Raw genomic sequence first — 22,519 nt, 5'->3', positions numbered from 1 at the left:
CGGGTTAATGGAATATGACGGAAAGATGAACTATTTAATGAAAACGGTTTATATTTAGGGAAGGGCCTTGAAGATAAACGGAATTTTTTAATCATTTTAAAAAATTTTCACGTTTATTTAATGATTGACGGTTTTGGAATGATATTTCGTTGAGCCATCGAGGGAGGAATCCTTTCTCGGCAACTATTAAAGACTTTTCTCTTGCTTACTCACCGCGTTTGGCGTTAAATTTTTATCTCGAAATCCCTGCATTCAAACGATATATTTCTTATTGCCAATCGGTAATAGTCATTATTGTGTCACCGGCAGGTCATCATATCATCATTAAGTTGTCATAATTTAATCCGTTAATACCAACCATATCGCTGACCTCCGGAGAAATAATATGGCACAGCCACTCCTCAAGCTCGCGCAGACATCCATTTCCAGCCAACTGCCGGCGCGGCAACAGCAAGTCCTGGCGGTAAAAGGATTATATAAGCATTATAAATCCCAACAGCCGGTACTGTCTGATATCAATTTTAATCTTCATGCCGGTGAATTTGTGGCGGTTATCGGCCGATCCGGTGCCGGCAAATCAACGCTGCTGCACATATTAAACGGCACGATTCCTTCCTCTGGCGGCGAGCTGCTGCATTATCGCGAAGAAGGGGATATTCTGGATATCGCGCGCCTGACCCCTCGGCAGATGCGGCGCTGGCGGGCGCAATGCGGTATGATTTTTCAGGATTTTTGTCTGGTTCCCCGTCTTGATGTATTAACCAATGTGTTATTGGGACGCCTGAGTCACACCTCAACGTTCAAATCTTTTTTTAAAGTTTTTAGCGACGGCGATCGAGCCAGGGCGATTGAATTATTGCAATGGCTGAATATTTTACCCCATGCCTTGCAACGGGCGGAAAATCTCTCCGGCGGACAGATGCAGCGGGTGGCGATTTGCCGGGCGTTAATGCAAAACCCGAAAATTCTGCTGGCGGACGAACCTGTGGCCTCCCTGGATCCCAAAAATACCCGCCGCATTATGGATGCTTTGCAGAGCGTGACCGAAAGAAATATTGCCGTGGTGGTGAACCTGCATTCTGTGGAACTGGTAAAAGAGTATTGCAGCCGCGTTATTGGTATTACCCAGGGGCAGATTGTTTTTGATAATCATCCCTCTTTATTAACTGACGGAATACTGCACCGCTTATACGGCGAAGAAAAAGATCAGATACATTAAATATTAATTATTCTCCCTCTCTTTAAATATAAAGGCTATTTTAATGAAAAAGATATCTACTCTGGCTGCCCTTGTGGTCGGCTCCACCATGATGTTCAACGTGGCGGCGGCGGATGCGCCTAAAGAGCTGAATTTAGGCATTTTGGGTGGGCAAAACGCCACACAGCAAATTGGCGATAATCAATGCGTAAAAGATTTTTTTGATAAAAAATTACATGTGGATACCAAATTACGTAATTCTTCCGACTATGCCGGCGTTATTCAGGGTTTATTGGGGGACAAAGTCGATATGGTATTAAGTATGTCCCCGTCGTCCTACGCTTCGGTTTATCTGAATAAACCCAATGCCGTCGATCTGGTGGGGATCGTGGTGGATGATAACGACCAATCCCGCGGCTACCATTCTGTGGTGATTGTGAAAGCCGACAGTCCCTATAAAAAATTGGAAGACCTGAAGGGCAAATCCTTCGGTTTCGCCGATCCGGATTCCACCTCAGGCTATTTGATCCCGGATTTTGTGTTCAAGAAACAGTTCGGCGGCAATACGGATAATAAATATAACAACACCTTCTCCAGCGTCACGTTTTCCGGCGGTCATGAACAGGATATTCTCGGCGTGCTGAACGGCCAGTTCGAAGGGGCGGTGACCTGGGCTTCCATGACCGGCGATTACAATGCGGGTTATAACTCCGGCGCTTTCGGTCGCTTGATTAGAATGGATCATCCGGATTTGATGAAGCAGATTCGTATTATCTGGCAATCGCCGGTCATTCCCAACGGTCCGATCCTGGTACGTCATTCGCTGCCGGCGGACTTTAAGGCCAAGGTGGTGGACACCATCAAACAGCTGGATAAAGAAGATCACGCCTGCTTTGTCAAGGCGGTGGGCGGCAAACAGCATATCGAACCCACCTCTATCGCCGAATTCCAGAACATTATCGACCTGAAAAAGGCTCTGACGCAGAATCGTTAATCCCTGTTCAGGTTCAGCACTTTGTCAACCAGCCCCAGCCGGTCCCCTTGTATGGGACCGGCGTTTTACCGGTGACGCATATTGAATACCGATTTTAACCATTATTACCAGCAGGTGCGGCGCAAGCAAAAACGCGACACCCTGTTATGGTCGCTGACGCTGGTGGCGCTGTATCTGGCCGCCGGCAACATTGCCGAATTCAATCTGCATACGGTATGGACCGCCATGCCGCACTTTTTCGATTATCTGGTCCAAACCGTTCCCATACTGCACTGGCGGCAGCTGTTCGACAATGTGCATACCGCAGGCTCTCTGGCCTATTGGGGCTATCGGCTGCCCATCCAGCTGCCCTTGATTTGGGACACGCTGCACATGGCGCTGGCCTCCACCATTTTATCGGTGCTGGTGGCCGCCGTCCTGGCGTTTCTGGCGGCGAACAATACCCAAAGCCCGATGTTCCTGCGCTGGTCCATTCGTACGCTGGTGGCGTTCCTGCGTACCATGCCCGAACTGGCCTGGGCGGTGATGTTCGTCATGGCGTTCGGTATCGGCACCTTCCCCGGCTTTCTCACGCTGGCCCTGCATACCGTCGGCAGTTTGACCAAACTGTTTTACGAAGCGGTGGAAACCGCCTCGGACAAACCGGTTCGCGGTCTGGCCGCCTGCGGCGCCGGGCCGATATCCTGTATGCGTTTCGGCCTGTGGCCCCAGGTCAAGCCGGTGTTTTTATCCTATAGCTTTATGCGGCTGGAGGTAAACTTCCGGCTGTCCACCATTCTTGGGCTGGTGGGGGCGGGGGGAATCGGCCAGGAGCTGATGGTTAATATCAAGCTCGATCATTACGATCAGGTCAGTATCACCCTGCTGTTAATCGTATTGGTGGTGTCGGCGCTGGATTACATTTCCGGCAAATTGCGCAAGTGGGTCGTCGAGGGGAATAACTGATGCTGACCGATACGCTGTCGCCACAGGCGGTGCGGGACATCAAGCAGCAAAACCGGCAGATTTTCGCCCGGCAGAAGCGGGATGTGTTCAAGCTGGGCCTGATAGCGGCGGTGATTGCCCTGTATTACGTTTTTTTCTTTTACCAATACGGTATTCCCTGGCCGCGCCTGCTGAGCGGCTGCCGGGAGATTGGCCATTATTTTTTGCGCATGTTTGTCTGGCACGATTTCGCCCAATGGCCGTTCGGCTATTATCTGCAGCAAATTTTCATCACCCTGGCCATTGTCTGGGTGGGGACCTTGACCGCGTCGGTTGTGGCCCTCGGCGTCTCGTTTCTGGCGGCGCGCAACGTGATGGTATCCATACCGCTGCGACTGGTGGCTATCGTGGTCCGTCGTTTGCTGGATATTTTCCGCGGGGTGGATATGGCCATCTGGGGCATGGTATTTGTACGCGCGCTGGGGATGGGGCCGCTGGCCGGCGTATTGGCGATTTTCATGCAGGATGTCGGGCTGCTGGGAAAACTGTACGCCGAAGGCCACGAAGCGGTGGATAAGTCTCCCGGCCGGGGTTTGACCGCCTTGGGCGCCAATAGTCTGCAAAAACACCGTTACGGTATCTTTACCCAATCATTTCCGGTTTTCCTGGCGCTGAGCTTATATCAGATTGAATCCAATACCCGTTCCGCGGCGGTACTGGGATTTGTCGGCGCCGGCGGGGTCGGCCTGGTATATGCGGAAAATATGCGGTTGTGGAATTGGGATGTGGTGATGTTTATCACCCTGATACTGGTGGCCATCGTAATGGGCATGGATAAAATTTCAGCCATACTGCGCAAAAAATACATTGTCGGGGAAGATATTCCGCTGTTCGACCAGCAAGCCCGAAACAGATCCGGCCATGGCTAAATTCATGGCCGATATCAATGATACGATGAGAAGGGCGGCGGCGTCTTAACGCATCGCCAGATAGGCGTTGTTCACCTTCCAGAGATAACGTGTCGCCTGGGGGGCGGGGTGCCGGCTTTGCACATGCCGGGAGAATTGATCCGGCGTCATGTCGTTAATCAGGGCAATCGCCCGCCCGCGATCGCTGGAGAAAGACCGCAGCAATGCGCCGGCGCCGTTAACGTAAGCCACGGTCAGTGCGTAACGCAGGGTCTGGGGGTTGGATATACCGGAGAGCTGGCGCTGCAAAATGCCGAGATAAGCGGTGCCCAAATCGATGTTAATCGCCGGATCTTTCAATTCATAGGTACTGGGCTGGCCGTAGCGGCCCTTGAACCGGTATGCATCGCGTCCGGCGGTTTCCGCTTTAAGCTGCATCAAGCCAATGGCGTTGGACCGGCTGACGGCGGAAGGGTTGAAACCGGATTCCACCTGGATAATGGCTTTCACCAGATTTTCATCTACGCCATAAACACTGGCTGAATCATGAATATAGTCGCCATAGGAGCCGGTTTTCGGCGCCGGAGCGGGCAGCATCGTCATCGGTGTGCTGGTCACCAGGCTTATCGTCCGCGGGGGGGGTTGTTTGGCACAACCCGCCAATATTAGCGCGGCCATGAGAAGTATTATTTTTGGCTTCACTGGGGTCTCTCGCGACGGGAACGTTCGCCAGCATATACAACATTTCAAGCCAGCAGAATAATTTTATTGATTTCTAGGATTATTCCGTAAAAAAATCAGAGCTCTGTCACAGTTTATTTCTTCATCAATCCCTAACGTCAGCCGCTGGCTTTTTAGCGACCGAGGTAACCGATCCGCACGATCCGGATAGCCGCCGGTGGATAACAAAAAACGTTATGTTATAATGTACCGCCTAGCCGGGATTATTTATTGCTGTTGGGAAGAAAACATATGACCGATTCAATCCAGATACCTGAAATAGACGAAAAGACACTCTTGTCCATGGATGAGCGGGAGTACATGAACGCGGCCCAGCTCGGTTTTTTCAAACAGCGGCTGGTGACTGAACGCCGTGAATTGTTAGACCATATCGATGGACTGAAAACCGAGATCAAGAAAAATGACGACGCCAGCGGCGACGAGGCGGACAAAGCCATGCGGGAAGAGGAGTTACGCTTCCTTTTTCGGCAAATCGACCGGGAAAGCCGCTTATTGCCTAAATATGACGCCGCCCTGCGCCGCATTGAAAACGGCACCTATGGTTATTGTATCGAAACCGACGAACCCATAGGGCTGCAACGGCTGCTGCTGCGTCCTATAGCGGAAAGAAGCATTGATGCCAAAGTGACGCAGGAAATGCGGGAACCCTTATATCGCCGTGGCGACTGAAATATATCCCCGCGGCGACTGACCGCCGCCGGGATGCCGGCCTTTTTGACGAGGCCCGCATCCGGCGGCGCCGGCTGTCTTACGCGATATGGGACAGCCAGTTCTTGATACTAATGGCGTCGGTGTAGTGGGTATATGAACCGGTACCGCCCAGTATGACAATCAGGTAGGTATGCCGGCCGCTGGTGGTCCTGATCAGCAGGCAATGACCGGCCTCATCGGTAAAACCGGTTTTCTGCAGTTCGATATGCCAGGAAGGGTTATTGATTAACCCGTTGGAGCTGCGGTAGACCAGCGGCCTTTCACCCGGATAGACGGTATAGGTCTTATCCACGGAAAATTGCCTGATCAGCGGAAACTGATAGGCGTAGTTAAACATCCGCGAGAGGTCATAGGCGGATGAAGTATTGTGGGGCGTCAATCCGGTGGGATCGTTAAAATGCGTTTGCCGCATGCCCAACTGCCTGGCTTTTTGGTTCATATGTTTGACAAAAGCGGTGCGGCCGCCGGGATAGGTCCGGCTTAACGCCGACGCGGCACGGTTTTCCGACGACATCAGGGCGATGTGCAGCATATCCCGCCGCGTCAGCACCGACCCGATGGTCAGTCTGGAATGGGTGCGCTTAAGCACATCGCGATCGTCCGGCCTGACCTCTATTCTCTGCTCGAGCTTCGGTTTGCTTTCCATGACCACGATAGCGGTCATCAGCTTGCTCAGGGACGCAATGGGGTAAGCCTGGCGAGCATTTTTTTCAAACAGTATTTTGCCTGTCTTCTGATCAATGACCAAAGCGGAACGGGATTGCACCGAAGGTCGGCTTATCATTTGGGCCTGAGACGGCAAATTTGTCACTAAACCCAACAACAGCAGGGATAGCTGGAGATATCCCCGATAAATAGCGTTGATCCTTAACATCGTAATTCTTAACCTGACTATTTCAAATGAGAATGTCATACCCAACGCGTTGGATAAACAACGTATTAGACATCTGCTCGCCGTCACAAGGCCGGCGGAAAGCAAGGGTACAGATCCCGTAGTGACTTGTATAGTAACGTTATAACGTACAAAACGATTTAATATGTAACGTAGTATTAGCAATCGTCTTTATTAAGGCTTAACGCTGATGCGTCACTCCCGGCTGTTATGATTCTAGCGGTGGGTTGCACTCCCCGCCACAGTCGGTAATGGAGAAAGCCTCTACCTCAAAAATTTTAACCGGCTGATGTGTCTTGGCAAAAAGTCTTTTGGGTGTTATGTTATATTATATCATTATTACTTCGGCTTATTTATGAATCCCATTACTCTCCTTTTCCGCCGCCAGGGAAGCTTTAACCTGCTTACCGCTTCCGGCGTAACGCGCATGCTGGTCGCCTGTGGGGTGCTGGCCGTTCTGTGGGCCGTTATTTATTGGGCATCGCTACTGCCATGATTACGCTGTCAAATCTCATTTTGGGCTATCAGGGCCTACGTATCGCCGCCCCGATTAGCGGCACCTTTCAAACCGGCAGTCTGACCGCCATTATCGGCGCTAACGGCACCGGTAAATCCACTCTGCTTAAGACCATTGCCGGCTTGTTGCCGCCGGTGGGCGGCCATCTGGCCTTCGCCAGCGAACCGCGGCCGCGTATCGCCTATCTGCCGCAACAGTCGGAGCTGGACCGACAGTTCCCGGTGAATGTTTTCGACGTGGTGTCTATGGGCTGCTGGCCGGCCACCGGATTATTACGCCGCATCGGCGGGGCGGACAAGGCCATAATCCGCCAGGCGCTGGAGCGGGTGGGGTTGGATTCCATGCCGGGCCGCTCCATCGATGCGCTATCGGGGGGACAGTTTCAGCGCATGCTGTTTGCCCGGTTGCTGGTACAGCAGGCGCCGCTGGTGCTGTTGGACGAGCCATTCACCGGCATAGACCGGCAGACCTGCGATCTTCTGCTGGAGGTTATCGCACAACTCCACCGGGCGGGACAAACCATCATCGTGGTGCTGCACGATCACGGCCAGGTAGCCCGGCATTTCCCGCAAACATTGTTGCTCACCCCCGAACAAAACCGGTGGGGACCTTCCGCCGACATCCTGTCCCGGCGGGCGACACAATCGGAATCCTGTTTCTGCTTTCAATCCTTAGATCGGGTCGGCTGATAATGCTGCATTTTTTTATTGATCCCTTTAACGCCTATGGTTTTATGCGCAGGGCGCTGGCGGCCTGTTTCGCCCTGTCGTTAAGCACCGCGCCCCTGGGGGTATTTCTGCTGCTGCGGCGCATGAGCCTGGTGGGAGACGCTTTATCCCACGCCATATTGCCCGGGGTGGCCATCGGCTACCTGATCTCCGGCATGTCGCTGATGGCCATGGGCATCGGCGGTTTCGCCGCCGGCCTGCTGGTGGCCTTGCTCTCCGGCTGGGTGAGTTCGATGACCCAGTTGAAAGAAGACGCCACCTTTGCCGGTTTTTACCTTGGTTCATTGGCCTTGGGCGTGACGCTGGTGTCCCTGCGGGGTTCCAGCGTCGACTTATTGCATCTGCTGTTCGGATCGATTCTGGCGGTGGATCTCGATGCCATCAAATTTGTCGGGGTGATTGCCGGTTTCACCTTTCTTTGTCTGGCGCTGCTGTATCGCGCGCTGGTGATTGAAGCCTTTGATGTGGCCTTTCTGCGGGTTAACCGCCAAGGCTATCCCCGGGTGATTCACGGCATATTTCTGGCGCTGGTGGTGTTGAATCTGGTGGCCGGGTTTCAGATTCTCGGCACCTTGATGTCGGTGGGCCTGATGATGTTGCCCGCCGTGGCCGCCCGCTGCTGGTCCGGACATCTACCGGCAACCCTGCTGATTGCCGCGGCTATCGGCTTGTTAAGTTCCTGGGTGGGGCTGATGTGGTCGTTTTACGCCTCGTTGCCGGCAGGGCCGGCCATTGTCCTCTCCGCCAGCGTGATATTTTTTATCTCGGTATTATTGGGTCCGCGCGGCGGATGTGCGCTGATGCTGCGGCGGCGCAGATTATTCATCAATGAGGAGAAAGAATGAAACGTTTACCGGCATCCCTGGCTGTGGTGATGATTATAGCGAGTCCGGCGGCCTTGGCTAAAACCGTGGATACCGTGGCCAGCTTTTCCGTACTGGCGGATATCGTAAAAGAGGTGGGTGGCGCTCACGTGAAGGTGACCAGCCTGGTGGGACCGGACGGCGATCCGCATAGCTTTGAACCGTCGCCGAAGGACAGCCAGGCGTTGAGCCGGGCCGATGTGGTGTTTGTCAGCGGCCTGGGCCTGGAAGGCTGGATGGGACGCCTGGTGACCGCCTCCGGTTATAAAGGCACCATCATCACGGCGTCTGACGGCGTGTCCACGCGCCATATGGATGAGGACGGCAAAACCATCACCGATCCCCATGCCTGGAATAGCGCCAAAAATGGGGCTATTTATGCACGAAACGTCATGAATGCGCTGATTATGGCAGATCCGGAAGATGCGGACTATTTCCGTCAACAGGGCGACGCCTATATCCAGCAATTGGAAAAACTTGATGGCTGGGCCAAAGGGGAATTCGCCGCTATCCCGCAGGCCAAGCGTAAAGTCATTACCAGCCATGATGCCTTCGGCTATTTTGGCGCGGAATATGGCGTGGAATTTCTGGCGCCGGTGGGGTTTTCCACTGAATCGGAAGCCAGCGCCAGCGATGTGGCCGGGCTGATTAATCAAATTAAGCAGCAGCACATTAAAACCTATTTTTTTGAAAATCAGACCGACCCGCGCCTGGTGAAACAAATTGCCGCCGCCAGCGGTGCAAAACCGGGCGGCGAATTATATCCCGAGGCGTTATCCAAGGCGGACGGTCCCGCCCCCACTTATATCGCGGCATTTAAACATAACGTGGAGACTATTGCCGACAGCATGAAATAAATTTTCATCCCGTATATACCCCCTGCGGCTTAATGTAAATTCATGACCCTTTACATTCGGGCGGGATAATTAATCCGTAACGGAAGCTGTTTTTTGGTATATGACACTATATGTTGCGTTTTATTAGTCCGTTCGGGCTACTATCTTGTGCGTCACCGCATTGTCGGCGGGAGCCATTCGGGGGCGTTTGGCATCCCGCCGACGGCTTTTGACCGGCTGAAGAAAATCTTAGCCGTTAAAACTGTGGGAATGGCTCTTTTTGGGACGCGGTTCGAGGCTGCGTTCGGTCATGATGCCGAACGCCAGGCCGAGCACGCACCACAAAATCAGCTGAATACCCAATGACGCGACCCTGAACTGCCAGAGCACCACCGCCGGGAAGTCAGCGGGAACCTCATTGATGGCGGGCAAGACGGATTGCACGATGCCCATGACCACAATGTAGAATAATCCCGCCAGCAGCGAGGCGCTCCAGGCGCCATGACGAGCGGCCAAGCCGCGGCCCAGTTTTATCGCCAGCACCAGCCCGGCGATGGACAGCACTATCATGAAGAAATAAAGCTCGGTGCGATAACCGATGGTATCCGGGTTGCCCACCGACGGGGGATTGGCCGGGTATTTCAGTTCAGGTACGATGATAATGGACAAAAAGCCCGCGGCGGCAATCAGTACCGCCAGCATCCGAGGGGAAATACGCCCCGCGCGGCCGTAGCAATAGGCAAATACCAGCGAGAACAGGCCGCCGATGCCGACGCCGTAGCCGATGATGCCGGTAAGTAGGCCGACGCTGCTTTGTACTCCGCGGCTCACCAGCACCGGTTCCGGCGCTTCACCCTTCGCCGCGTTCATTTTCTCTTCGAAAGCGATGGCGCGATTCACCTGAGGTTCGCCAAATACCCTGGCGAAGCCGAATGCGAGCAACGCGGCCACCAGCCCTATCAGCATGCCGCGCATAAGCATATTTCCTACCATAATCAAAACCTCTTGTGGTTAATGGCAGGGAAATCCCAGCAGATGGCGGCCGTCATGGACGAATTCATGGATGTACATTCCGGAAAACATCGAAGTGGCCCCCTGTTCCGCGCCAACAAAATAGATGAGCAGCATCATCATCACGCCGCCGAAAATGAGCCAGGGAAGCAGTTCTTTTAAGGGAATCGGGATCGGTGTTGCACCAATAATAGCTGTGGTCATTGCTGTTTCTCCTCCGGGATGTATCCTTCCCGTTTAGCTGATAAGCCAGTGTCATAGCTGCTTTCGCAGCGTCATTGTCATACACGCGGGCGAGTGTTATCGCCTTTGCCACTATCTGTTAGCGCAAAGCGATTTTTTCTGCCGGGAGGAAACCACGGACTCAAGAGGGGACGGTGCCATTGGGACGGTCAGTCGTCGGATTAAGAGGCGACAAAGGTTCAATGACAGCTCTCTTCCCACCGAAGGAGTTGGTGACGAGCCTCAGGGCTCTTGCATTCAGACAGGTCTTCTGGCTTAGCTTCATCCTCTCCCGAACCTTCCCAATCAATCGATCAGTGGTCATTTCGGGATCGTCAGCATCACAGCAGCGGGGGCTGCGGAGGATTTCAACCTCCTTCCCTAACGGGCCAACGGCACGTTAATCTGGACGCAATATCGCTTATTTTATATTTTCGTACACATCATGTAGCGATGGATTACACCATAAGCTTTGCAAACCAACGGTATTACCCTGTCGTACCATATAGTACCGTGTAGGTAGTACCGCGCAGGCTTAAGGCATATCAAAGATATCGGATCGGCTACATCACGCGACTATAACCCCTTTCCAAAAAATAAAAAACCGGGACCTGAAAAATTATCTGACATTTTTATTGGGCGGAAAAATGTATTTAGATAATGGGTTAAGATAGAACACAATAGAGCCAAAATCCTTTGAATTATAAGACTATTTATTTGCGTCCGGTGAAAGTGATAAATAGGCTCTGATGATATTTTAAAGAAGATTATTTGATTAGGATCAATATAGGCAGATTAAAAATGTGATGAAGGTTATAACATGCATATTTATAACGTGCGTGGCATTGTTACGCTTATTCAATATAAAGCAGATATGTTGAAAAACTTCCATTTCAAGGCAATGTTATTTTACAGCATGGCACAGAGGAAATGACAACCGGCATCTCCGGCGCGCCAAGGTCTTTACCTCGCGCATCTCGCCTATAAAAAAACCACGGACGAGATGCCGGCCGTTTGACCTCTCCCCTAGCGGGCGACGGCGGGTTTTAACGTGTCCTCGCACCATTGGCGAAAGGGGGTGGGGCTGCTGCCTTCCGGGGTGCGCGGCACTGTGTTGTCCAGGCCTTCGTTCTTGGCCACCATCATGTCGGCCATGCCTTGGGCCATGGCTTCCGACATACCGGATCCGGTCAGTCTGGCCTTAAAGGCATCGATAGGGATTTGCTGGAAACGCACGGGTTTCCCCAATACCTCGGTCATGATATCCGCCATGTCGTTGAAGGAGAGATCCTCGGGGCCGAGTACCGGGACGCCGCCCTGTCCGCTCCATGAGGAATCGAGCAGCAGTCCGGCGGCAACGGCGGCGATATCGCGGGTGGCGCAGGTGGGAGATTTACGGTCCCCGTCGATGGGGGAGAAGAACATGCCCTGATGTTTGATGGACTCAACTTGCATGAGCATGTTATCCATAAAGGAGGGCATGGTCAGCGCACGGAGGCTCACGCCGGTGGCCGCGATCAGGTCGTCCATTGCCAGCGATGCCGAGACAAATCCAGCGTGGCGGGGCCAGCCGCGGCCCAGGGCCGAAACCACCACCACCCGTTTGACGCCATGGCGCTTAAGGGCGTCGCACGCGGGCCGGGTGAAATCCACGTAGGCGGCCTCGAGGCTCACGGCTTGAAAATTCGGCGGCACCAGCCAGAACACCGAATCGGCGCCTGCGAACGCCTGATTGACGATGGCGCTGTCCCCATGGGATCCCGTGATGACCTCCACGCTTTTGCGGATATGGGCGGGAAGGCGGGAGGGATCGCGGGCGATAACGCGAACAGGCTCGCCGCTGTTCAGGATATTTTCAAGAACCTGTGCGCCAATGTTGCCGGTGGGTGTCGTGACGACAATCATAATGAAAATCCTCTGCTAGCGTATAAAGTAAACTATACCGTACCGTTTACTTTTTTGTTTGTCAAGGCAGTGAGAGGTACGTTACAATCAGCTATGGCAAGAAGAGGCGATGAATTACGTGAGCATATACTTTGGGTAGCAAAGGATGTGTTCCTGGAAATGGGGTTCGAGAGGGCGTCAATGGACGTTGTCGCGCGTCGCGGAGAAACCTCGAAACGTTCACTGTACGCTCACTTTGAGAGCAAGGAGAAACTGTACCTCGCGGTCATAGACCTGGTGCGTGGGCTTTTTCTCGGCAGGCTGAGAATGCCCGGCGACTATTCGGATGACCCGGCGCAAGCGCTGGCGATGTTCTGCGGCCGCTATCTTGAAGCCTTGCTTTATCAGCCCTCGATACAAATGTGCCGCGTAAGCATGGCGGAAACCGGCCGTTTCCCGCAGGGGGCGGCGCAGCATTACGACGTCATGTTTACCGAGGTTGAAGCACGTCTGGGGGCGTATCTGCAGACGGCGTTCGGCGTGTCGGGCGAGGCCGGAACCGCGGCGGCGCACCGGCTTATCGGCCAGGTTATCTATCCGCGATACGTGCGGGCTCTGTTCGGTATTGATGAGTTGGCAAAAAGCTTCAATAACGATGCCTTGCCGGCGGATTTCGATTTGGCGCCGATTCGTGGCGCCGTCGTGGATTTGATTCAATCATTGCGGAAAAAGTAGACTGCCGCGGCCGGGTCAATTCAGTGAGATATTTGCCCGGCTTCCGGATGGCAATCCAATAGGAATCTCATCATTTCGGTGGCATCTTTACCGAGATAAAAACGCGCCATTTTTTCATTGAATTCGTGGGCTTTTGTTGCGGGCACGCTGATGGCATCGATCCCGTGTGACATTAAAATACCGTTCATCATAAAACGAGAAGTCCGCTTATTGCCGTCAAAAAAGAACTGCTGCAACGCGCCGAATAAAAAGAAAGCGGCGCCCTTTTCGAAAGGCCGGCATTCATTCAACGCGGCAACACCTCGTTCAAAAATAGGATTCAGCTCGGGCGCGCCAGGCGCGGTAAGCGGTGGAGTATGGCGGCCATATTCCCCCAGGCTGACATCCGGGGTGTAATGAGTTTCATGTCCTTCTCCACGAAAGACTCCCCACTCTAAAGCTTCATTGCGGGCCACGATGGCATGAAGCTGTGTGAAGATCGTTTTGGACAAGGTGAATTGACCGGCCTTGACCCATTTCAGTAATTGTCTGGCGCTTTCCGCCAGGTTAAGAACCTGCTCCTGATCTGATACCTTGCGGCCGCCGACGGTGATACCTTCCAGCAGTGTTTTGACTTCCGGGAAAGTGAAAGGATTGCCTTCAAGTACGCTGGCATCCCAGACGAATTCGGGAAGCATGCGATGAAACCGGAAACAAACCCGTTCAAGGGAATAGGTCGGGATAACGAACGGAATGATCGATCTGTCCCAGCAAAACCCCAGTGCGTCAAAAAGTGCCATATTCATTCATCCTGTTTTGCATTACTTACCGGATGGAACCCCACATGTCATCCCATCCGGGGTGGATCATATCATTGATGCTGAAGCCCATGACGGCATTTCTAATGCCGTCATCAATCAACGCTAGGCGACCTGAGTGAGCCGGCCTGAAGTATCGCGAAGCAGATTATGAATGATGCGGCCGAGCATAAAACGCTGCTTAGGCTAATAAGCTTAGCAAGAGATGAGTTCACTCATCTGAGCTTGTTGACAAAGTGCCCGGTCGGGACAGACCGCCAGATCGTAAACACGCCGTGAATCCATCCATGGAGGCTCGATCCGCGCCATCCCTGGCGCGGACGGTTTACTCTTCTGGCAGCCTGTCCCGACTCATAGACTCCGAGTACGTTTGTCAGCAGTCTGAGATGAGTTCACTCATCCTTATGCAGCGCGCTGAACTGGATATTGCGCTCGGTGGGCAAGACATCAAACTTGACCGCGTAATAGGCATCCTGTTCATGTACGCTGATAATCACCCCGCCGCCGAACACCGGATGATCCACCCGATCGCTGATATCATAGCGCGCCGTCATGTTCCTGAGCTGTTCATCCCCGGCGGAAATAGCCCGCAGCAGCCCGGCCTTTAAGTCCTGTTCGAGGGGAACGACATACTCGATATTCTCCTCGCCGGCGTCAAAGATAAACCGGGAGGGATATTTCACCAGATTATCATTGGCGACCCCCTCCGCATCGCTCAGGTACAATCGGTCCATGGCGCGGGTCATCGCCACATAGGCCAGGCGGCGCTCCTCCTCCATTTCTTCCAGCGAGCTTATCCGCCGGCTGGGGAAGACCCCTTCGTTCAAGCCGCAGATAAACACATAGGGATATTCCATGCCTTTGGCGCTGTGGATGGTCATCAGCTTCACCGTATCGGGCTTCTCTTCGTTATCAAGATTGCTGAACAGGGCGATTTGCCCCAGGAAATCTTCCAGGGTGGCGTCATCATCTTCGGCGGCGCGCTGCACCGCGCGTTTGAGTTCCGCCACGTTATCCAGCCGGTCCTGATCTCCCTGTAACCGCAGATAGGCTTCATAACCGCTTTGATCCAGCAGGGTTTGCAGGGCGGTATCCAAGGCCAGTGACTGACGGTGTTGCCGCAGAGAGTCGATGGCGGCAACGTAGCTATTGGCCCGGGTGCCTTTAAGCATATCGGTATCGAGGTTTTCCCGCAGGGACTGGTAGAGGGTCAGGTGATGCTGTTCCCCATACCGTTCCAGCGCCTCAAGCTTCTTTCTGCCGATTTTACGCGGCGGCACATTGACCGTGCGCAGAAACGCCAGGTCGTCACCGGCGGTGACCATGCGCAGATAGCAGATGATATCCTTGATTTCCCGCCGCTCATAAAAGGCGATGCCGCTGAAGATTTTGTAGGGCAGCTTATTTTCCACAAACCGCTCTTCCAGCATCCGGGTCAGGTAATGGGCGCGGTAAAGCACGCCGATGCCGCCGGCGGCAACACCCGCGGCGCGTAATGTTTGTATCTCGGCCACCACCCAGTCCGCTTCATCTTTATCGCTTTTGGCATGGAAATAGCGCGCCCGCGGGCCGCTGGCTTTCATCGCGTGCAGGGATTTGGGAAACCGAACCTGGTTTTTTTCAATCAGCGTATTGGATGCGGTAAGGATTTCCGGCGTGGAACGGTAATTGGTGGTCAGCGCAACGGTAACCGCATCCGGATAGATTGTGTGGAAATCAAGAAACAGCCGCAGATGCGAGCCGCGCCAGGAGTAGATGGTCTGATCGGGGTCGCCGACGATAAACAGATTGCCGTGTTTGCCCGACAGCAGCTGCGCCAGCTTGTACTGTCGTTTGCTGACATCCTGGAATTCATCCACCATCACGTATTGCATGCGATTCTGCCATTTTTGGCGCACCTCGGGGAAGTGCTCCAGGATCCAGGTGGCGAAGTTAATCAGGTCGTTGAAGTCCACGCCGAAGCATTTTTTCTGTTCATACAGATAACGCAGGAAAATTTCTTCATCGCGATCCCGGGCGTTGGAATAGCGGGCCTTCAGCTGTTCGTTGTCCAGTTGATAAATATCGTCGATATAGGTGGTGGCATGGAGCTTTTTGGCTTCCAGCACCTCGTCCAAAGTACGCTTGATGGTGGTATCCCGCAGCGTAAGACCCATATCGGTGAAAATCTTCTGCAGAATTTGCTTGAGATCCTCCATATCCAGGATCATGAAATTGCGTGGATAATTCAGGACATGGATATCTTCTTTCAGCAGCTGCACGCAGAAAGCATGGAAAGTGCAAATATAGCCGAGATCGCTATCCCCCAGCGCGACACGCACCCGGCGCTTCATCTCGTTGGCGGCTCGGTTGGTGAAGGTCACGCACAGGATGTTCTTAGGCGCGATGCCCAGGGTGGAAACCAAATAGCAGTAGCGTTCGGTGAGGGTGCGGGTTTTACCGGTGCCCGCGCCGGCGATAACCCGTACAGCGCCTTCGGTGGTGGTGATGGCTGTCCGTTGTTCGGTGTTGATGTCTTTCGGCAGGTGAGTCAAAAACAATACCCCTTAATATCATCAAGCCGGTTTCCCTGCCGGGTAAAACACTCTTCAGTAACGGCTTCGGATGATTGTAATACCCGCGCCGTAATCGGTAAAGGACGGTGGCTAAAACATAGACAGCCCCGGCGGTTGGCCGCGGCGTTAAGCGTTGCTGTGTTTTCGTCAAACGTGCCGCCGAGGAAGGGGTAACGCCGTCGGCGGCGAGGGATGAATATCAGACGCTCAAGATATCCGGCACGGTTTTGGCGATAAATTTCGCGGTATCGGTTTCCGGGCGGATGACATGGATGGTTTTCAGGTCATTGACGTAGCTTGTCAGCTCGCTGCGTAGCTGCGCCCCTGAGGTGTGATGCCCGTGGGTATGTTCCGACAGAATGGCCTTGACCTGGGAGACGGTGACTACGCTTGGCAGGTAAGGGGCGTAAATTCTTGCCGTTTCATCCGGATGATCCACCGCCCACTGCTGGGCGTCGATGACCGCCAGGGTGATGGCCCGGGCGGTTTTCGGATCGTTACGCACCAACGCGCCGCTCAGCGCCAGTACGCAGCAGGTCTTGTCGTGGTATTCCCCGCTGAGGTTGGTGGCCACTTCACGCAGTCCGTCCCGTTCACGAATCAGCCAGGCCTGCGGATCGTTGGCGGCGATGGCCTGGACTTGTCCTTTCCTGAGCGCTTCGCCGGCCAAATGTTCCGGGTATTGCACCCAGTTGACGTCTTTATCGGGATTAAAGCCTTGCTTCGCCAACTGGATGGCAAAGAAATTTCTTACCGGACTGGCCGGATCGCTTATCGCCACCGACTTGCCGACGATATCCCTGACCTGGGTGATGTTGCCGTTTTTCGGCGCCAGTAATCGCATACAGCCGCCATGGGTCCCCACCGTCAACACGACATCGAACCCCTGTTCCAACGGTTTGAGCCAGCGTAACGCCATGCCGATGCCGGCCTCGGCCTGGCCGGTGGAGAGCGCCTCCAACGGTGTATTGTCGTCAGTAAAATTGACGGTTTCCACCTGCAGACCGTATTTTTTGAAAAAGCCCTGTTTATAGGCCACCGAAATCGGCGCCTGGCAAATCCCTTCCTGATGCCAGGCGATACGCACGGTTTTCAGCGCACCCGGCGCGACGGACGCCGGCGCGCCATAGGCGGGGGACAATGCGCCGAATAAACCGCCCCCCAATGCCGCGCCGCTTAACAGCCCGGCGGATTGCAGAAAATGTCTTCGTGTAATGATGATGCCTGCCATGATCTCTCCCGAATAAACGTTTTGATTGCTGTGATAATAGTGATGCCGTTGACTGTCGTATGACGTTGTATTTAATCTGCCACTGCGTTTATATCCCTATGGAAAAACGCGTAATGCCGCTTGCATAGATTTGCCGTGCCGCTGCTTGCTCGATATCCGGCTATTTACCATTTAACGGCGCCGCTTTGCCAAGCCAATAAGCGGTCCCGCACGGCAAACAGCACGGTAATTAACGAGGAGAATAAAACCGCCATGACGATTAGCGCATCGTACATATTGGCATAGGCGGCCCAACCCTGGGCCCATTGCAGATACCAACCCAGTCCCGCTTTTACTCCCATCATTTCGGCCACCACCAGCACCGAAAAAGAGGCGCCTAATCCCATAAACAAACCGACAAAAACATGGGGCAGCGCAGCCGGAACGGCCACTCGCAGAATAAGAAACCAGGGTTTCGCACCCAAAGTGCGCGCCACGTCGTAATAACTTTTATCGACGCTGGCTACTCCCGACCAGGTTAATACCGTGACCGGGAACCAGGTCGCCAGGGCAATTAAAAAAATCGCGGCGGAAAAGCTGGAGGGGAAAAAGTAGAGCGTCAGGGGCAGTAACGCAACGGACGGTACCGGCCCGAGAAAGCGCAACACCGGATGAATCCAGTATCCTAGCCCGCGGGACCAGCCGATACTCACGCCGGTGAGAAAACCTGCCACACTACCGAACAAATAGCCTAAAAACAGCAGACGCAGCGAATGTAACACGCTGTCGCCCAGCCGATACCAGTCGGTGGCAAAGGCTTCAACCAGTGCGTGGGGCGGGGCGAAAAACGGCGCCGGCAGCAAGCCGAGTTTGGCGGTGGTGATTTCCCAGACCGCGACATACAGCGCCAGGGCAACGTACCATTTGCCCCCGGCGCGAATATAGCGCAGCAGGGGCGCCAGGATATACCGCAGCAACGGCAGCCGTTCACCCAGGGTGATAAACAGCAGAAACAAGGCTACGGCAATGGCCAGAACGTTGGTTTGCTGCACGTACAGCGGCCGGACAAAACCCGCCGGCTTATCCGGCCATAATACCATCAGCGCCGCCAGCAGCCCCCAGGCGACGGCGCCGGCCAGTCCCGTATACCAAAATGCGGATCGAGACTTGGGATAAACTGATTCCGGTATGATGCCGGCGGCCGGGGTGACGGCCGGTTCGGGAACGCTGGAATCCAGGGCGTCGGATGACATATTACCTCCGGGTATTTATAAAAATTAAAGAAAATCCTTCCCACATTCCGGGCACAATATATAAATATTTCTGGTTATACCTATTTATCCATAGGTTATACATATTCCGGCAATAAATAATGGTTTGCTTTTTTTTAGCCTGAGCATAAGGTTATTCATTTTTCGCAAAAGAGAAGGCGGAAAAATATAACCTGTCCCCGCTGGTTATTATCCCTAAAGATACAATATAAATATTCACTGATATTTTTCATTTCATTAACTTCATTGCGTTAAGCTGAAATGAGAACTATTTTATCCTGAGAGCCGTTTGTCCTGAGTACCTGAGTAAATGTGTGGAAATATAACTACGCTCTCTGACGTATTATGTAAATATTTTTTTGGAATGAGCTAGAAGCAAAAGGTAGAATAGTGGAGTTGCCAGTGATTCCCGATAAGGTTAGCTTAATGACTGCTCCCTGCTGGCTGGATATTGATGAATACATTATCCAAGGCTAATGCAATAGATGATAATAGATATGCTAAAAAACCGCTATTGCCCCTTGGCGTTTTTATGGAAACAGTTATGGAAATAGGTATGGAAATGGTTATAGAGATGATTATAGGAATGTATTAATGACAGATATTACAACCCTTAATAGAGCCACATCTCGCGCCGCCAGTCCCGCGCCGGATAAAAACGGGCTGCAAGTGCGGCTGGATGATGTCAGCCATCAATTTAATCTGGGCGGCACTATATTGCCGGTACTCAGCCATATCTCGTTTCAGGTGTCGCCGGGGGAATTCATCACCTTGCTGGGACCCTCCGGCTGCGGTAAATCGACGCTGTTACGGCTGGTGGCCGGGCTGGAAAATCCCACCGCCGGCAGGGTGTTGGCGAACGGCGTGCCCATTCGGCAACCCGACCCGTCGCGTGTGGTGGTGTTTCAGGATCCCACTCTGTTTCCCTGGCGTACCGTATGGCAAAACGTGGCGCTGGGTTTGCAGGCGCAGGGGCAGCTTAACCAGCAGGGGCGGCTAAGAGTCGATAATGTGCTGGAGCGGGTCGGTTTGACGCAGTTCGCCGGGGCCTATCCCCGGCAGTTGTCCGGCGGCATGGCGCAGCGGGCCGCACTGGCCAGGGCGCTGGTAAACGATCCCCGATTGCTTATCCTAGACGAACCCCTGGGCAAGCTGGATTCCCTGACGCGTATTCGTATGCAGGGCGAACTGGTGGGGTTATGGCAGGAAAAGCATTATAGCGTGCTGATGGTCACCCATGATGTGGAGGAGGCGCTCCTGATGGCGAACCGGGTGTTGGTTTTCGGACCGCGGCCGACCCGGATTTTGGAAACCATCAATATTGATTTACCCTATCCGCGTCGCCGTGATCTACCGCAGCTGGTGGCATTGCGCACCCGGATTCTGCATATTCTGGGTGCAGAAACCGGCAGCGGGGGATAATTGCTCCCGATCCTCAGGCTGGCATCGATTGATACATTCCCCATGTCCTCAGGCTTGCACCGGGGAGATATAATCTCCATGCCCCCAGGCTTCCACCGGGGAGAGATAACCTCCATGCCCTCAGGCTTGCGCCGGATGATAAAACTTCCTTGCCCTCAGGCCAAGGCCGGGGTTTTCAGCGGTTTGAACGCCCGCCAGCTACGCTGGATATTTTGGCCTTCGCTGTTGATGCCGGCCGCCAGATAACCGCGCAGGTAGCTGATGGTCTCCGCCAGCGGCGGGTGGTTTTCCTGTAATTGCAGCAATAACCTGCCGGCGATGGCGGCATCGTTAAGCCGCCCCAGCGTATCCTGCAACCCCGTCAGTGCCGTGACAAACGGCACCATGGTTTTGTCACCGTATAGGGATTGAAAAAACTCGGCGCTGTAACGGGTTTTTTTGGCGGCGATGCGCACCTTATGACGTTCCGCCGCGGATACTTGCGTGAGCTTTTTGCCCTGTTTTTTCAATTGGCGGCGATAGTGCCTGAGCATCCCGTCGGCAAACGGCGCTATCCGGGTTTTAAGCTGCTTGCGTTGGGATGCGGAGTCCTTGTCGCGCCAGTCGCGCTGGTTGATCCATTGGGTCAGGGCTAACACCAGCCGTTCATAGCGTGCCGAACTGACGGCGGCGGCGGCGTTTTTGTCATTTTTTTTCGCCTGGCGGGAGACCGCCTGCCTGACGTACTCTATGGGCAGCGGTTCTTCCAGCTCGTCGGCCAGGGCGCTGAGGACGGGACCGGCCAGAACATCCCAGTCACGGGCCATACCCAGTTGCCGGGTCAGCCAATCCAGCTCCTCCGTTAACGGTTCGTTGGGTAGCAGCACTTCTTTGAACAGGCTGAGGCTCGAGCGCAGCCGCCGCAATCCCACCCGCATCTGATGAACGCTTTCCCCATCCTGCCGCCGGACGCCGGCGGCGTTAGCCAGGATCTGCGTCAGGCAATTGGCGGTTATGGCCTGGAATACCTGTCCCACGGTCATGGATTTTTTAAGCCGCAACGGGGCCGCTTTTACCGCCTCTGCAACGGGCAATAACTGAACGGCATCGGTGGCTGACGGCTTTTCCATAAAACGTTCTCTCCGCTGCGTATCTGGTTGAAAGCACCCCGAATCAGGGGCGGATTATAAAGGCATTAGCCCATCCCGCCCGTCTCGCCGGACAGGGGGGTGCGCGTAGAGTATTCCTGAAAAACCTCCGCGACACCGGCACGTTTCTTACAGCATTTCCGGACGAAACTGTTGGCGCCGGCTGATGATTTTGCCCGACACCATAAATACGCCGTCGCCGGTATAATGCAACGTTTCAGGGTGTTTGGGGGACGAAGCCACATGGGCTTTGACAATCTCGAAGATGAAGAAATTATAGTGCTCAACCAGTACATCGTCATAGAGGCGGCACTCAAAATTGGCATGGCATTCGCGAATAAGGGGCGCCTTAACGTTTTGTGCCGGTGCGGCGGTCAAGGCGAAATGGCTGAATTTATCGGTGTCGGCGCCGCTGGTATTGCCGATGCCCACCACGGTATCGGTCATGGCGGTGGTGGGGAGGTTAATCACGCATTCACCACTGTCTCGGATCATGGCGAAGCTGTGATTACCGCTGGAAATCATGCAGCCGATAAGTGATGGGGTAAATTCCAGCACCGTATGCCAGCCCAGAGTCATGATATTGGTCTTGCCCTGCCAGAAAGACGAGATCAGAACGATGGGGCCGGGTTCAAGATAGCGACGGGCCAAGCCCACCGGCAGGTCGCTTTTTTTGGGAAATGCCGTCATTTTTTTCCTTCTGCGCGATTTATCAGCCTTATATGACCCTAGCACGTTTGCCGCTTTTGTGATCCCCGATGCGCAATGAACTCGGCATCTTTAGGCCTCGGCGCGTATACCCGTCATACTTCAAGTTGCAGCTGTGTTGGCTGTGCCCGCTCACCCCAGTCACTTAGTTATCTAAGCTCCTAGGGATTATGAACCTCATCCCTGATGTTCACCCTTCGGGCCAGCGCAAGCGCTGTTCAAATCTGTTCCAGACAGATTTGTCACGAGCTTGCCGCCTTGCTGC

The 22,519-nt window shown here is 53.9% G+C and carries 22 protein-coding genes and 1 riboswitch; of the genes, 11 read left to right on the top strand and 11 right to left on the bottom strand.

Annotated features, from left to right (window positions below; all coding sequences use genetic code 11):
- Positions 1-385 precede the first annotated feature (385 nt).
- From phnC to phnE (HB631_RS14055), 4 genes are all read left to right on the top strand, one after another.
- The gene (phnC, locus tag HB631_RS14070; protein WP_213991793.1) at positions 386-1,219 is read left to right on the top strand and encodes a phosphonate ABC transporter ATP-binding protein; all 834 of its coding nucleotides are present in this window, start codon (positions 386-388) and stop codon (positions 1,217-1,219) included.
- 43 nt (positions 1,220-1,262) lie between these two features.
- Positions 1,263-2,192 (top strand): phosphonate ABC transporter substrate-binding protein, encoded by a 930-nt coding sequence (phnD, locus tag HB631_RS14065; RefSeq protein ID WP_213991792.1) that lies wholly within the window; start codon positions 1,263-1,265, stop codon positions 2,190-2,192.
- An 81-nt stretch (positions 2,193-2,273) separates the two neighbouring features.
- Positions 2,274-3,137, top strand: coding sequence for a phosphonate ABC transporter, permease protein PhnE (gene phnE, locus HB631_RS14060; RefSeq protein WP_213991791.1), 864 nt, complete (start codon positions 2,274-2,276; stop codon positions 3,135-3,137).
- The gene (gene phnE / locus HB631_RS14055; protein WP_213991790.1) at positions 3,137-4,045 is read left to right on the top strand and encodes a phosphonate ABC transporter, permease protein PhnE; all 909 of its coding nucleotides are present in this window, start codon (positions 3,137-3,139) and stop codon (positions 4,043-4,045) included. The genes phnE (HB631_RS14060) and phnE (HB631_RS14055) overlap by 1 nt, the downstream gene beginning before the upstream one ends.
- Positions 4,046-4,090: 45 nt before the next feature.
- On the opposite strand, the gene HB631_RS14050 is transcribed toward phnE (HB631_RS14055), so the two are convergent.
- Positions 4,091-4,726 carry a transglycosylase SLT domain-containing protein gene (locus HB631_RS14050; protein ID WP_345945713.1) on the bottom strand — a complete coding sequence of 212 codons (636 nt, stop codon included), beginning with the start codon at positions 4,724-4,726 and terminating at the stop codon, positions 4,091-4,093.
- A gap of 270 nt (positions 4,727-4,996) precedes the next feature.
- Here HB631_RS14050 and dksA point away from each other — a divergent pair, with 270 nt between their 5' ends.
- A complete protein-coding gene (gene dksA / locus HB631_RS14045) occupies positions 4,997-5,434 on the top strand; it encodes an RNA polymerase-binding protein DksA (protein WP_213991789.1) in 438 nt (145 codons plus the stop codon).
- A 79-nt stretch (positions 5,435-5,513) separates the two neighbouring features.
- Here the strand turns inward: dksA and HB631_RS14040 are convergent, their stop codons facing one another.
- Positions 5,514-6,350: a serine hydrolase gene (locus HB631_RS14040; protein WP_213991788.1), complete on the bottom strand. Its 837-nt coding sequence runs from the start codon at positions 6,348-6,350 to the stop codon at positions 5,514-5,516.
- 477 nt (positions 6,351-6,827) lie between these two features.
- On the opposite strand from HB631_RS14040, the gene HB631_RS14035 reads away from it, so the two are divergent.
- Genes HB631_RS14035 through HB631_RS14025 form a run of 3 tightly spaced genes read left to right on the top strand, consistent with a single transcriptional unit; the run spans position 6,828 to position 9,333 of the window.
- The gene (locus HB631_RS14035) at positions 6,828-7,574 is read left to right on the top strand and encodes an ABC transporter ATP-binding protein (protein ID WP_345945712.1); all 747 of its coding nucleotides are present in this window, start codon (positions 6,828-6,830) and stop codon (positions 7,572-7,574) included.
- Complete coding sequence (locus HB631_RS14030) at positions 7,571-8,458, top strand: metal ABC transporter permease (protein ID WP_255557014.1); 888 nt, start codon at positions 7,571-7,573, stop codon at positions 8,456-8,458. The genes HB631_RS14035 and HB631_RS14030 overlap by 4 nt, the downstream gene beginning before the upstream one ends.
- Complete coding sequence (locus HB631_RS14025) at positions 8,455-9,333, top strand: metal ABC transporter substrate-binding protein (RefSeq protein ID WP_213991786.1); 879 nt, start codon at positions 8,455-8,457, stop codon at positions 9,331-9,333. Before HB631_RS14030 ends, HB631_RS14025 begins: the two co-directional genes overlap by 4 nt.
- 228 nt (positions 9,334-9,561) lie before the next feature.
- Here the strand turns inward: HB631_RS14025 and HB631_RS14020 are convergent, their stop codons facing one another.
- The 3 genes from HB631_RS14020 to HB631_RS14010 form a co-directional block, all read right to left on the bottom strand.
- Positions 9,562-10,305, bottom strand: a complete 744-nt coding sequence (locus tag HB631_RS14020; RefSeq protein WP_213991785.1) for a CbtA family protein — start codon at positions 10,303-10,305, stop codon at positions 9,562-9,564.
- 18 nt (positions 10,306-10,323) lie between these two features.
- Positions 10,324-10,527 carry a CbtB domain-containing protein gene (locus HB631_RS14015; RefSeq protein ID WP_213991784.1) on the bottom strand — a complete coding sequence of 68 codons (204 nt, stop codon included), beginning with the start codon at positions 10,525-10,527 and terminating at the stop codon, positions 10,324-10,326.
- A 261-nt stretch (positions 10,528-10,788) separates the two neighbouring features.
- Positions 10,789-10,969, bottom strand: a riboswitch (cobalamin riboswitch).
- 602 nt (positions 10,970-11,571) lie between these two features.
- Positions 11,572-12,450, bottom strand: coding sequence for an NAD(P)H-binding protein (locus HB631_RS14010; RefSeq protein ID WP_213991783.1), 879 nt, complete (start codon positions 12,448-12,450; stop codon positions 11,572-11,574).
- A gap of 93 nt (positions 12,451-12,543) precedes the next feature.
- On the opposite strand from HB631_RS14010, the gene HB631_RS14005 reads away from it, so the two are divergent.
- Positions 12,544-13,164, top strand: a complete 621-nt coding sequence (locus HB631_RS14005; RefSeq protein ID WP_213991782.1) for a TetR/AcrR family transcriptional regulator — start codon at positions 12,544-12,546, stop codon at positions 13,162-13,164.
- Between the two features lie 20 nt (positions 13,165-13,184).
- Here HB631_RS14005 and HB631_RS14000 read toward each other — a convergent pair whose 3' ends face one another.
- The 4 genes from HB631_RS14000 to HB631_RS13985 all read right to left on the bottom strand — a co-directional run bounded on the left by HB631_RS14000 (position 13,185) and on the right by HB631_RS13985 (position 18,979).
- Positions 13,185-13,943 carry a cell filamentation protein Fic gene (locus tag HB631_RS14000; protein WP_213991781.1) on the bottom strand — a complete coding sequence of 253 codons (759 nt, stop codon included), beginning with the start codon at positions 13,941-13,943 and terminating at the stop codon, positions 13,185-13,187.
- Positions 13,944-14,353: 410 nt separating this feature from the next.
- A complete protein-coding gene (locus HB631_RS13995; RefSeq protein WP_213991780.1) occupies positions 14,354-16,495 on the bottom strand; it encodes a UvrD-helicase domain-containing protein in 2,142 nt (713 codons plus the stop codon).
- A gap of 220 nt (positions 16,496-16,715) precedes the next feature.
- A complete protein-coding gene (locus HB631_RS13990) occupies positions 16,716-17,747 on the bottom strand; it encodes an ABC transporter substrate-binding protein (protein ID WP_213991779.1) in 1,032 nt (343 codons plus the stop codon).
- 164 nt (positions 17,748-17,911) lie between these two features.
- Positions 17,912-18,979: an ABC transporter permease subunit gene (locus HB631_RS13985; protein WP_255556998.1), complete on the bottom strand. Its 1,068-nt coding sequence runs from the start codon at positions 18,977-18,979 to the stop codon at positions 17,912-17,914.
- Between the two features lie 472 nt (positions 18,980-19,451).
- Between HB631_RS13985 and HB631_RS13980 the strand changes: the two genes are divergently transcribed.
- Together HB631_RS13980 and HB631_RS13975 are read left to right on the top strand one after the other, a co-directional pair.
- Positions 19,452-19,592, top strand: a complete 141-nt coding sequence (locus HB631_RS13980) for a hypothetical protein (protein ID WP_213991778.1) — start codon at positions 19,452-19,454, stop codon at positions 19,590-19,592.
- Entirely contained in the window at positions 19,592-20,419 is an 828-nt protein-coding gene (locus tag HB631_RS13975; protein WP_213991777.1) for an ABC transporter ATP-binding protein, read from the top strand. The genes HB631_RS13980 and HB631_RS13975 overlap by 1 nt, the downstream gene beginning before the upstream one ends.
- A gap of 155 nt (positions 20,420-20,574) precedes the next feature.
- Here HB631_RS13975 and HB631_RS13970 read toward each other — a convergent pair whose 3' ends face one another.
- Complete coding sequence (locus tag HB631_RS13970) at positions 20,575-21,528, bottom strand: CHAD domain-containing protein (protein WP_213991776.1); 954 nt, start codon at positions 21,526-21,528, stop codon at positions 20,575-20,577.
- Between the two features lie 147 nt (positions 21,529-21,675).
- The gene (locus HB631_RS13965) at positions 21,676-22,236 is read right to left on the bottom strand and encodes a flavin reductase family protein (RefSeq protein WP_213991775.1); all 561 of its coding nucleotides are present in this window, start codon (positions 22,234-22,236) and stop codon (positions 21,676-21,678) included.
- Between the last annotated feature and the right edge of the window lie 283 nt (positions 22,237-22,519).

This window comes from Sodalis sp. dw_96 (assembly GCF_018449575.1).
Classification (GTDB): Bacteria; Pseudomonadota; Gammaproteobacteria; order Enterobacterales; family Enterobacteriaceae; genus Acerihabitans.
Note: the sequence above shows the minus strand (reverse complement) of the source record. Positions and strands in the feature narration are given on the sequence as shown.